8 protein-coding genes and 1 pseudogene are annotated in these 12,245 nt (G+C 60.5%); 3 read left to right on the forward strand and 6 right to left on the reverse strand.

Features of this window, described 5'->3' with window-relative positions; genetic code table 11:
• Nucleotides 1-172 precede the first annotated feature (172 nt).
• Complete coding sequence (locus tag ACP2YP_RS25160) at nt 173-1,078, forward strand: hypothetical protein (RefSeq protein ID WP_426418974.1); 906 nt, start codon at nt 173-175, stop codon at nt 1,076-1,078.
• A gap of 477 nt (nt 1,079-1,555) precedes the next feature.
• Here ACP2YP_RS25160 and ACP2YP_RS25165 read toward each other — a convergent pair whose 3' ends face one another.
• The 5 genes and pseudogenes from ACP2YP_RS25165 to ACP2YP_RS25185 form a co-directional block, all read right to left on the reverse strand.
• Nucleotides 1,556-3,037, reverse strand: a complete 1,482-nt coding sequence (locus ACP2YP_RS25165) for a hypothetical protein (RefSeq protein WP_426418975.1) — start codon at nt 3,035-3,037, stop codon at nt 1,556-1,558.
• A gap of 49 nt (nt 3,038-3,086) precedes the next feature.
• Complete coding sequence (locus ACP2YP_RS25170; protein ID WP_426418976.1) at nt 3,087-6,215, reverse strand: ATP-binding protein; 3,129 nt, start codon at nt 6,213-6,215, stop codon at nt 3,087-3,089.
• A 586-nt stretch (nt 6,216-6,801) separates the two neighbouring features.
• A pseudogene (locus tag ACP2YP_RS25175) lies at nt 6,802-7,182 on the reverse strand (transposase); the annotation flags it as partial.
• A gap of 161 nt (nt 7,183-7,343) precedes the next feature.
• Nucleotides 7,344-7,919 (reverse strand): hypothetical protein, encoded by a 576-nt coding sequence (locus ACP2YP_RS25180; protein WP_426418977.1) that lies wholly within the window; start codon nt 7,917-7,919, stop codon nt 7,344-7,346.
• A gap of 642 nt (nt 7,920-8,561) precedes the next feature.
• Nucleotides 8,562-8,852, reverse strand: a complete 291-nt coding sequence (locus ACP2YP_RS25185; protein ID WP_426418978.1) for a hypothetical protein — start codon at nt 8,850-8,852, stop codon at nt 8,562-8,564.
• 185 nt (nt 8,853-9,037) lie between these two features.
• Between ACP2YP_RS25185 and ACP2YP_RS25190 the strand changes: the two genes are divergently transcribed.
• Together ACP2YP_RS25190 and ACP2YP_RS25195 are read left to right on the forward strand one after the other, a co-directional pair.
• Complete coding sequence (locus ACP2YP_RS25190; protein WP_426418979.1) at nt 9,038-9,226, forward strand: hypothetical protein; 189 nt, start codon at nt 9,038-9,040, stop codon at nt 9,224-9,226.
• A gap of 134 nt (nt 9,227-9,360) precedes the next feature.
• Nucleotides 9,361-10,089 (forward strand): ATP-binding protein, encoded by a 729-nt coding sequence (locus tag ACP2YP_RS25195; RefSeq protein ID WP_426426266.1) that lies wholly within the window; start codon nt 9,361-9,363, stop codon nt 10,087-10,089.
• 218 nt (nt 10,090-10,307) lie between these two features.
• On the opposite strand, the gene ACP2YP_RS25200 is transcribed toward ACP2YP_RS25195, so the two are convergent.
• On the reverse strand, nt 10,308-11,747 hold the full coding sequence (locus ACP2YP_RS25200) for a MobA/MobL family protein (protein WP_426418980.1): 1,440 nt from the start codon (nt 11,745-11,747) through the stop codon (nt 10,308-10,310).
• Nucleotides 11,748-12,245 lie beyond the last annotated feature (498 nt).

Here is a 12,245-nt window from a genome sequence, read left to right on the forward strand (position 1 = left end):
AGTGCGAAGCGGTTTTCCGGAAAGATCATGCGCAAACAACAACCTAAAGCGCGATGACGATTCATCCAAATCTCATCGCGCTTTAGAAGGCGGCGGAGAGCGTCGGAGGCCGACCGCCCATCGGACATCCGCCGACGTCACGGATCATCGATTTCGATATGCGAGCGAGAACATGCCCATGATCGCCACGACGACCATCATCCATCGTCCCTTCGGGGACGCCATGGACTATCGTCGCATCGCCGACCGCGCGAGCCGGACGGAGGTGCACGCGTTCCCGATGACCGAACTGAACGCGGTCTCGGACGCCGGCCTCATCAAAGGACCGGGCGCCTACGTGCTCACGGACGGGTATGTCGTCTACTTCGGCGAGAGCTACCGCCCTCTGAACCGTCTGACGAGACACGCGACGGACCCGACGAAGCCCTACGCGAAAGAGGTGTACGTCGTCGCCGGCTGTCCCGGATCTCCCTTCGACAAGTCGCTCGTGCTCGACTTCGAATACAGGCTGACCGGCCGGGCGATCGCAGCCGGCGTGGCTTCCGTCGCCAAGGGGAGCAACCCGACACCGCCGGAACTGACCGAGCCGGACCGATCGACCCACGACAGAATCTACACCGACGGCCTACGTCTTCTGGTCGATGCCGGCTGCCGGCTGTTCCAGCGGGCTCGCCCCGAGAGCGCCGGAGACGCCGATGCGGAAGACGACGTCATCGACGGCGAAGGCATGTCGATCGGCGTCAGCACCACCCCGCTGGGCGCCGAGGAATTCGAACTGCGATATCTTGGGGTCTGGGCCCGCGGATACTGGTCGGGCAACCGCTTCATCGTGGCCGCAGGTTCGGAAGTCCGCCACCAGACCAACGACAGCGTCGACGTGATGACCCGTCTGCGGCGCGAGGAGCTCGGCAACGCGGGCGTGCTGGCCGAGATCCCGGGCGTTTTCGATCGCCGCCGCCTGGTCGTGGCCCTTTCGTTTCCTTCGACGTCGATCGCCGCAAAAGTGATCTGCGGCGCGCACACCCCCGGGCGATGGGCTCCGTTGTCCGGGTCTCCTCCCGTGGTGCTGGCGCCCTGATCGAGCGCACGATGTCGATCAGCACCGAAGTGGGACCCCACCCAGATCAACCTCAACGCATTGATACTTCGCCACGAATTCATTTGAGGTGGGGTCCCAATCGGCGCCGATCGGGACCCCACCACGCTGCTCGCTTCCTTAGCTGATTCAATTGGTTGGCGCGATTCCGGCAAGGGTCCCGCTTCGGAGCTTATTCACAGCAAGATCGAACAGCTGGCACTTTTAGCGAATGCGGCGGCCGCCGGAGAACAGACTCGGCGAACACAGCAGCGGCGCCATGTTACTGGGACTACGTCCGCTTTGCTCCTATAGCGACCAAGTTTGTGCAGCGGCGAAATATATCACGAAAGACCAGGTCCCCTGAGTTGAATGACCAAAAGCCTGCCTCAAAGAGCCCTGTCCAACGCGTCACCGGCCAAGGCGAGGCGGCTCGATCCTGCGCTGGCTGTCGAGGGAACCAACCGGCCCTCTCCATGACTAGCTGTCTGGTTTTTTGGCAGTGAACACAAATTTGTTGGAACCGGGCGGCGACTTCACTTTGTAGCTCCTGAGCCGGTTCGTCCCATATTGAACTGGTGAGGTCGTCGATGGATCGTCGCGTCCGAAATCCCAGGCCGGCGGCGTGCCGGGCGTGATTTCAAATTCAACATAAACGTCATCCATCTCCACCGGGCTGGGTAAACCGGCGGGCGGAATGTAGTTGTTCGCTTTGCTGTTATACAGGATGTAGCCCTCGATGACGGCCGCCGCATAGGTCATTGCGGGCAGTCCTGGCACGGTCAGAAGCCCGCGCTGGACTGGCGCGCCGCCGGACGCCGGCGTGTGTACAAACCAGCACTTGTAGGTCTGGCTGCCGGTGTCCCATTCCACATGGCTCTCGAGCAGATCATCCTTCGCCACAGGATCAGCCTTCGTGACGTATGGATTGGCAGAGTTGTCATTTGGGTTGTCCGCGGGGAAGCCAACGTTCGCGCACATTGCGTTGGGCTGCTGCCCCGGAAGCTTCTCGCACCCCGCGTCCGGAAGTTGCTCTGGCGTCGGATGATAGGTTTCAGGAACGTACCAGCTACGCACGGTCCAGCCGCCCGCCGCGGTCCACTGCAAAACCGGTTGGAGGATGCCGGGCATGTAGCCTTGGCCAGGCACACTTTCCAGACCATTGAAGACGAACACGACTTGACCCACATCACTCGGAGCCATCGGCACCTTCCACTTCGATATGAACTTCGTGATTCTGCCGGCGGTGGCCGGCGCCTCAAGCGTGGCGTAGCCAAGCCAACCGCCCAAGGGGCACACCATCCTGATTACCAGCGATTTAACGTTGTACGGGCTGGGCATTCCGGAGGGTTGCCATGCGACGGTCAAGGTGTGGCGTCGGTTGTTCGCAGCCTGAACGGTCACTTGCACGTCGAACTCAATCCCCGGCTGGGTCTGCCCGGGCATCTTCTTGTCGTAAATGGCGAACCTGATCGACTCATCCAGGTGGTCCAGAAGGCTTTTCGCTCGGTTGTTCGGGTTGTCGGGATCCGGGCCGATTAAAGGCGCGGGACGCTTCGCCAGATCTTTGCGAGCGTCATCTACTGCCGACTCCCAATTCCGGAAAAGGAACTTCGCCTTCGTTGGGTCTTTTCCCCAACCGGCAGGCTTGTCCGTGCCAGGAATCGTTTTTTGGTAGTTCCCCCACTCCAACTTATTTCGTTGAAATTTCTTTCTGAGCTGGTCCGCTGAGGAAAGGATCTTCTGCACGAACCATGTGTCGGTGTAACTGCCGGCGTAGTCTTGGTAAACGTAACTATAACCTGCGGCAGTGATTGAGGCAGAGTCAGGAGCTGTCTCTTTCTCCTTCGCCTGGGACTCCGTCGCAGCTCCCACGGCCACTGCCGCCGCCGCGCCAAGAAGACTGCGACGCTCAATCCCGGCGGTTTTTTCTTCACCTCTGGCGACTTTCTCGTCTTTCATTGCCATTTCTCCTGCGATTTCGGTTTTCGACCAGGATCATCTCAACAAATCAAATCGAACGCTCCGCGAGCGCCGCCATTCCAAAAATCCGAGCAAAGCTGCGCCTCAAGTGACTTAGCGTTCCTAGCGCTCCGAGCCGGGCAGCGATCACCTGCGCTTCCGTTTCACATCTGTCGGCCTCGGCTGGCTCGCCCGCAACGTGGTTGCTTCGCAACATGCTCTCCGCGAGCATCGCCTCGATCCTGATCGGATCGTACCCCTGTTGCAATGCGACGGAGCAACAGGCCCGTATGGCTTCGATTGCTCCAGGGTAGGAATGTACGTCGTCTACGACGCAAAGCGCCGAGTAGATTTCAGCGCGCAACCCTGCGGACCGATGCGCCTGGTCTTCAGCTTCCTTCCGTGCCGTGGCCAGAATTCGACGCGCCTCGTCCACCCGATGAAGCAGCAGCAGGGCCAGACCATGCTGGCACGCGATGACCGGCACGAACAAGTTGATCTCGTGCTGATGAGCTTGGGCCAGGGCCGTCGCCAAAGCAGCCTCGGCTGCGAGAATGTCGTCGCGATGTAATAGCAAGGTGCCGCGGCTGAAACCGGAAGCGACGGCTGCCAAGGCGCCTCCATCCTTGCTGGCCACCGTATCGGCTTGCCGCTGGGCTTGCTCCGCCTCTGCATACTCTCCCATCGCAGCGCGCGAGATACAGGCCATGACCGAACAGAGCAGACCGGAGAAAGCGGCACTACCTCCAACTGGCGGCGTCGCACCCGAGGCGAAGCGATTGTAAGCTTGGCCCAGAGTGGTCACCGCGTCACGGTAGCGGCCAGCCACGTAAAGCGCCTGGCCAAATCCGTATTGCGCGTAGGCGAGCCATCCTTCATCAGCGATCCGGACAGCTTCCCGGACCGCCTTCTGGCCGGCTTCGAGCGCTTCCATCGGTGTACCACAGAAATTCAGAGCGGCGGCCTGTACTGCCAAGGCCGCGGTGTGTCGCCTTCCGTCACCAAGTGCCTCGGCTCGCGCTTCCGCCTCCCTCGCCATGCTGAGCCAGCGGGCGACCCTACCGAAGTTGGCATAAGCCGACCGGGCCTCGATCCTCAAATCAACCGCGCGACACTCTCGTTCATCCGAGGGTTTGCATTTGTCCAATGCGTCGAGTGCGGTTTCAAAGTACCTGGCCGCGTCTGGCAAAGCCGACTTCGTGACGCATTGCCGCGCGATGCCAACAGCGTAGTCAACAGCCCGTAGCCAGTCGTGAGCCTGGACTGCGTGATGCACAAGCGACAAGGATAGCGCCGAGCCTTCGCCCCCGGCCGCCACACCCGCTTCCAATACGGACAGGATGCGAGCGTGCAATGCCAGCTTGTCAGGCCCCAGTAAAGCGTCATAGGTGACCTGACGCACCAGTTCGTGAGGGAAGGCGTAGTCGGCCTGTTCGCTCACAACCTCGTCGCCCGATTGCGGGACAAGCACAAAAGCGCTCAGAAGCTTCGCGATAGAATTACGGAAAGCATCCATCTCAATGCCGCTGATGGCCAGCAGAAGGCGGCTTTCCACGCGAGGGCCAAGGGCGGCGGCCACCTGTAACAGCCGCTTTTCTCGCGCACCGAGGCGATCGATGCGGCTCGCAATGACTCCTTGCACAGTGAGTGGAACACTTAACTCCGCCTGGGCCGAGACAAGCTCGAACGCGCCCCAAGTTCCCGTTAATTCGCCGGCCTGACTGAGCCCGCGACAGACTTCCTCGATGAACAGTGGCATCGCTCCTGTGTGGTGCAGGATGCGCGTCTTCAGTTGGGTCAGACGCGGCGACAGGCCGAGTATCCGGTCGAGCATGGCCAGCCCAGCGGCGCGTTCGAGCGGCGCAAGCGGTAGCCTCACGAATGTCTGGCGCCCCAGCCAAGCCGGTATGCCGTCCGTTCGTGCCGTCGCCAAAACCAAAAGTGGAAGTCGCTTGGCCAGAGCCGTGACCGCCTCAATCGATGGGGCGCTCGCCTCATCTGCCCATTGCATATCCTCTATCAGCAACAAGGTGGGTCGTTCGCCAATCCGGCGCAGGGTCAACGCGCTCGCTGCTTCGACGATCGCCCGCCCCCTGGCCCGAGGTGTCAACCCAGCCCAAACCAATCGGGATTCCGAAGCCGTCCCGTGAAGCACCACCTCGAGAGCGGCCGACTGAGCTGGTGAAAGCTCACTCTTGAGCGCTATCATCTCGGATTCGGCCAATCCCGCCGCTACATCGCTCAGAAGATTCCTGAGCAGCGAAAACGGCGAGTGCCCAATGACAGGGCTGCACTCGGCCTGGATCGACTGCCAGCCGCTCACACGCAACGCGTCGGCGGTCTCGTGTGCCAGACGCGACTTGCCGACTCCCGCCTCACCACAAATAACGACAAAGGAACCTACTCTGTCCGCCAGCGCGCCATTGGCGAGCGACAGCAAGCGCGCGAGTTCACCGCCGCGGCCGACGAAAGCGGTGCTGCCACCACGCGCTAAGTTAACCCGCCATTTGGAGAGTTCACCGATACCCTTGACGGGATGCACCCTCACCGGCTGCGGAAAGCCTTTCAGTACGCGTGTCTCACCGGTCTCGAATTGGACGTAGCCCGCGGCCAGCATCTGGCAAGCCTCTGACGCAAGCGCCTGGTTCGGCGCCGCCAGTGCTTGCAGCCGCTCGGCCACTATAAGCGGCGGCCCATCGAAATCGTAGCTTCGCGTGTAATCGAGTTGGCGCGGCCCAGCGACCACCAAGCCCGAGTGCACCCCGATCCGCACCCGGATCTCTGGATCGCCAAGCGCCTCGATCCGCGACAGCAGGTCGAGTGCAGCGAGGCACGCCTTGACCGCGTGCAAGTCCTCGGCTTTGGGTGCGCCAAATACAGCGAACAGCCCATCGCCCATCTCGCGGTGGATGATGCCGTCGTGCTCATGGACAGCAGCTCTCATCTGCGCCAGCGCCGGCGCCAGCCTGGCGATTGATTCCTCCACTTCCAGGTCGGCAACCAGGTGGGTCGAGCGGTGGAGATCCGCCCTCAAAATTGAGACGTATTTACGCTCGGTGATCAGATTTTGCGCTGGCGTTTTGGCCGCGCGACCGCGCGTCTTTGCCGGGGTCGCGAAGTCGCGACCGCCAGTCGGCTGTGTGCTGCCATGAGGGCTTTCGGGGCTACGACGGGACACGGATAGGGCCCCGTCGACGGCAACGCTCCTGGCAGCGCATCGCACGGCCGATACCCGTTGCAGGCCAGAGTCTTCGGGGTGGGTAATGCATCCAGCCCTCTAAAAGCTCTCTTCCGACCGACGGCCAATTGACGTTCGATAATACAAACGCCAAACACTCTCTATGAACTGCGGCCTTCGGCCGGCTGCGAAAGTTAACACCCATAGGTGAGGTTAGGCAACCATAGGGCGTGGCGGCGGCGATGCCGCCAGGCAGGCGGACAGGCGCAGGCCGATCTGGAGCAGTCCGGACGGACTGTGACCACGAACCCAGCCAAGCCCTTGAGATCGGTCCTTACGGCTTCCCTGGCCGGTGAGGGCACCCCATCTACAGCTGCCGCGGGACTAGTCTAGCTCGTCAGCTTGACGGATTGCTCGCTTGTTCACTCGCTGGCCTGCTCGCCAGCCCATCACGCGGGCGCCTGCAGGACGTCAGCCGGCGGCGCGGCCGCGCCAGGACCGCCCGCCGGCGCTCTGACCGCCGCACTTCGGGCCAGCGCCGATCGTTCGCCGTCTCGCGCTCGGCCGTGGGCTGTCAATCGGCATTGGACGCATATTGAGGCGCGACGCCAACCGAGCGTTCGCCCTTCTTCGGCATTGCCGTGTCGTCAATAACGAGCACCGCATCCTTGCCGCCGACAAGCCGGTCGGCCTGGTTGAGCAGTTCGGATTCCAACGGTGTCGCGTCCCAGACACCATCGGCGATGAAATGGTGCAGCTGATCGTAGTTGCCGGTTGCAAGGCGTTCTGCCATCGGCCGAACGCTTTTGCGATCACCAGGGCCGATCAATCCCGCAACGTACAAGGGGCACATCCGCTGCCGGGTCTTATGACCCAGTCGGTCCAGGAACGGCTTCAGCCAGCGTTCGAGTTCGTCTTCCCACTCCGCCATGGTCAGCCCTCCGAGAGCCGACCACCCACGAATCATTGAAAAATTGATTCGGGAATCCTAAAAAACACGCCAAAAGCCACAATCTGCCAAAGTAGTGCTAGTCGTAGGACTAGTCCTACGACTCATCATAAAGGCTGGACTTGCGATCATAGGCCGACCTGCTCGGAGCCGACCTGGCCGATAAGGCATTTTACCGGCTAGTGCATGCCTCCGAGTACCCAACCCAGGAGTCGAGCACGGAGGCCGCCTCGCTCGCGAATCTCGATGCACCTCAAAGCCTGAGGGCAGCCGGACGCCGCGACGGCCGCCTCCAGCAAGCCCTTGGCAGAATCCTCCGAGATAGCCCCCGCATGGCGGACAAGGCAATCCAGAACAGAGAAGAAGTAGTTATGGGTCTTCGCAAGGCCGGCGATGTCGTCGAACAGCGCAGGACGCGCCGCGCGGATCGCCGCTATCTTGGCCAAATCCCCGCGCCTAATCAGTTCGATGATCGACGAGGCGTCCACCCCGGATTCGATGAGGAATTGGACCAGCTCGAGCAGGGTCTCGCTTGAAACGACCGACAGGATGGTCGAGCGGAGATTCTTGCTGTTATCCTTGTCGGCGACGAACGCCTGTGCAACCTCGTAGACGGCGTCCTTCGCGTCGTTGGGCACCTCGACAACGTATTGCTCGAACCCCGCCGCTTTCCGTCGGGCTCGGTACTCCCGCTTGGCCTTAGCCGCCTCGGACATCTTCTTCTTCCCGCGGGCGATGCGGACGTAGGCCTTCATGGGTTCAAGACCTAATTCTGCGGCTTTTTCGTCCAATTGAGATTCGTCACCGGCGTCAGATCCCGCCCCTTGATCAAAGGTATCGGGACCACGGTCAGAGACTTCCTCAGCGCCGGCATGGACAGTCATTCGCAGGACTAGTCCGAAGACTAGTCTCCCTATGCTTGGCCGCCGCGACGCCAATCGCATCGCGCAATCACAACGCTGCGCGTCGATCGACGCCTCAGGGGCATCGTTTCAGAGGATTTTCATAGGTGCGCAAGCGCAGTCCCGAGAGAAGGCTGGGTAGTCGATGGAGAAGCCTTCATGCCTTCGCCACAAAGTGGCCCCGGGTCCGGAGGTCCGGCAGCCTCTCCAAGCTGCACAACCACGCTCCGGCGTGGCGGACACGTCAAAGATAAGCGACGCCCACCCAGAAACAACTTCGACGACAGAACATCGTTAAATCGCGTTAACCGCTGCCTCTTGCCGAACGATGAGGTTAGGTCTCCCAAGGGTCGTTTCAGAAATCCTAGTGACGATACGTATCGAACGAGATGCGGCGCTGAACCAGACTGAGAGATAAGGTGCCGTCGTTCCCATAGTCGATACCGAGGAGATATCGGTCCTTGAAGCAACGCCTAAGGACACGCCAACAGAATCTCAAATGCGCGACTTGACAGCCGGTCCTCCACTTAAAATATCTGGGTTGCGGGATTTGGTCCGCAAATTGAAATGGAGGGTAAGGTAAGGATGTCTCACAGCTATCAGCGATCGTTGCAGGAAGCCGAACAGCAGCTCGAAGCGGCCCGCGGCGCGCTGGCGCGGGATTTTGCCAAGGCCATTAGCAACGCAGGCTGGACCCCCGTCTTGCGCGATGAGCACGACGTCATCGCACTTGTTAGCACTATCACCAACATGTTTGAGGATCGCGCTTTCGTTGATCGATTGCATGCCGCGGCGGATCAGGCCCGGCAGCAGCAGCCCCGCGTCGGACGCCCCTCGAAGCACAGGGACCCGCAGTAACGGTTGCAGTATAGCGCAGACAAGAGAACAGCGGGTTCGCTGTCAATGTCCGACGCTCCGGCGAACCGTCGCTTCCTTCTTATTGCATGATATGGGACATCGGCCCTTTAGCCATGTTCTGGATAAAAGAGAATTTCGAAGTGGAAACTGCCGCCGACACAAGTGCGGCGGTCTCCTCAAATAGGAAATTCGCTATCGACGCTGGATCGGCTGCAACGTTTGGCTCACGTCGGCTTCTCTCGAAACTAAAGCCAGAAATTTCCGCCGTCACTCAAGCGCTGTCGCGTGCCATGGAAAACTGATCCCTCAGCACGAGGAATTGCCTCCTCGTTCGATTGCCGAGCAGAGAGCGAATAAACGAGGAATGAATCACGTGAGGCATGTCGTGGATTGATCCACCGGGGCACGTGAGAAGACGCGGCATGACGTGGCGGAGATGTTGCGCCTGAGGGCGGCCACACCGTTTAAGCCGCTTGCGGGCAGTCGTCGTTGGGATCATTGCGCGAACTGGCCCGCGTCAACTACAGTTCCGGCGCTCCTCCGCCGCCCTCGTTGTAACGCCCTCTTGCCGAATACGAAGCCGCGGTCGGAGGGAGTTTCTGATGGTGCACACAAAGAAAAGGCTGCCCGAAGCACGAATCGATCGGCTCGAGGCCATGTTGACGCGGTTGCAGCTCTCGATCGGCCCGACAACCTACTCGATGACGCGGCGCGCAAACTTGCCGGCACGCGAGACGTTGCTCCTGGTGCACGAGCGCGAGATCGCGAGCAACGATCATCGCCGCATCGAGATGGCACTGAAACTCGCACACTCCCCGACTGTAAAGGAGCTTGCGGCTTCGAGGTCGAGGCGCAGCCGTCAATTGATCCGAAGCAGATCCGCGTCCGGGCTGCGCCACGTTGGATCGCCAACGGCGAGAATGTGCTGCTGCTCGATCCGCCGGGCGTCGGTCGACGGCACTCGGCTGAGAGGCGATCCTGGCCGGTTACGGTGTGCAGTCCACCACGGCGTCGCTGCCGATGCGGCGCATCTGTTCTTCCAGTTAATCAGCTGCCGCTAACCGGCGTCATACTGATCACGCGAAAGAGCGGCCTCATCAAGCCGTCCGCCGCTCACGGTCCTCCGGTCGCGCCCCGCCTCCCCTCCGTCCCGTCAGCAGCGTAGCCAACCCTCAACCGACATCATGAACCCCGAGGGCGGGGCAATTCTTCATGACGCAAATGGGGCAGTTCCGGATGGTGTTTGACAAGGATCCTCGTCGCACTTGCCCGACGACGTTTCGTAATCGCGACCGCTTGAATTTAGAACTCGGTCGACGAATTCGGTAAATACAGCTGCACAGCTCATTTGCCCGAACCGAGTTCAGCAGCCTCTCCTCTTTTCTAGGCATCACCGGGATCCGGCTCGGGTTTCTCGTCCTCATCGAAATTGGGATCAGACTCCGGCTCGGCCTGGTCGTCAAACTCAGCATGAGCAGCGTCGTCAGGATCGTCTTGCCAGGGTACGTCGTCCTGCCATCTGCTCTCCTCTTCGAAAAGAGGCTCTAGTGTTTCACGCAATTCAAGGTCAGATGCGGGCTCGGAACTCGGCGCCCCCACCAAAGACGTACCAACAGGCTCGACCCTTGCGGGCGGAACGTACGCCGCGAGGAGCTGGTCGACGACCGCCAACGGATCCAATGGACGGACTGTATCAGCAAGCATGTGGCCAAATTTTTTCTTGATAAGCCCCAGAGCATCTTCACTTGCGCAGGTATTGATAGCGGTCACGCCCAAAATCACGCCCGCAGTAATAATTTGGTCGGTCGATTGGGCGTCTCCTTCCACAATAACTGCCGGCCAATCCAAAGCTCGCGCCAATTTGGCAATCAGCCGTGCTCGCGCCGTCCCCGCTACTCCCTCGCAACTCAATATCTCACCGTCGAAAACGACTGAGCCGGCGCGGGTCGTCAGCACGATCTCGGGTTTGTCCTCTTTCGTCCCGCGTACCTCAGCGCCGTCCTCCTCCGCCAACGGCACGACGAAATTGATGCAGGACTGCCGCACTTCATCGCTCGGCGGATTGCGTTGGCTGACGGCATTCCTGACAGTGACCGAGTGGACCTTTTCGCTGGCCTCGGCGTCCGAGGGCCGGACAACCTCAGCCGCCTTGTTTGCCCGGCGGGTATCCTTCAATTTCTCGATCCCTGGGACATAGACTCCGCGGTCGTACATGCGCCAGAATTGGGTGGGAATCCGCTCCTCAGGCTGAGGACGCCCCCTCTCCTCATTCCGGCGGGGATCAACGTACGCCGCGACACCGAGCAGTGCGCAGGCCAGCGTCAGGCGCCCTGCTATAAGTGCCCGCGCATATCGCGCCTTATCCCGCAGGAACTGTCGGTCCCATTCCGGACGCTTGTTGCCGAAGCCATCAAATTCGAGGCCTCGCTGAGATACCCAGGCGTGGCAATGGGGATTGTAGTGCTCGTCCGAAGCGATTGGGTACTCAATGTCCAGCCGAGCGGCCATTCCCTGGGCGGTAAAGTCGGCGATCACAAATGCTGCGACCGGCTGCAAAAGCTCTCGGGGTAATTCTCTGGGCAGCGCGAAATCTATCGTCCTGCCGCACTGTGCGTCGACGCGTAAGTCTCTCGCCGACGCCGCCATGAGGAAATTGCCCATGTCGGCGAATTCCGCGGAGGCGCCGTGGGGTAACAGTATCAAACCTCCGTCGTGATCGCCGCGATATTTCCCGTAATCGGCGCGCCGACCCCCGTCGTTGACATAGCCGTTTGTTTGATAGGCGAAGCGCGCAAGCGAAGTATAGCCTTTGCTTTTTTGCACAACCCCAAATCTAATATGACACAAACAACTATTCAAAGGTGTAGCCCTCCGCGCCCGACACATAAGCGACCTCTCCCGAGGTACGATTCAACGCGGGTTCTCGGCAAGGCACCAGCGGCTTTGGAAGAATGTCCAGCGCTTTGCCACGGATGAGTTCGTTTACGGTGTTTGGATACCGATCGCCACCACTACACGCGACAGCTCGAAAACATGCCTGCGGCCTTCCGCAACTCTTGGATCGGCTCGACAGAAGGCATCGTTTCGCGGCCGGGCTCGGCTAATACCTGAAGCGTCGATGGGCACCCGGCGGAGCAACCGGTCGGCTCAGCCAATTCCCCCAGGACAGATATCTTCAAGATCGGGTGCCATTTAGAAATTCTCCCTATCGATGCCCTTAAATAAGGAGCATTTGGATCAGGCTACCCTGACGGTTGCCACGAAATTCCTCGACGGCGCATTTTAAATTGACCTTTTGAGAGTTTGCACCGGTCAGCACTT

The organism is Bradyrhizobium genosp. A, from assembly GCF_049949275.1.
Taxonomy (GTDB): domain Bacteria; phylum Pseudomonadota; class Alphaproteobacteria; order Rhizobiales; family Xanthobacteraceae; genus Bradyrhizobium.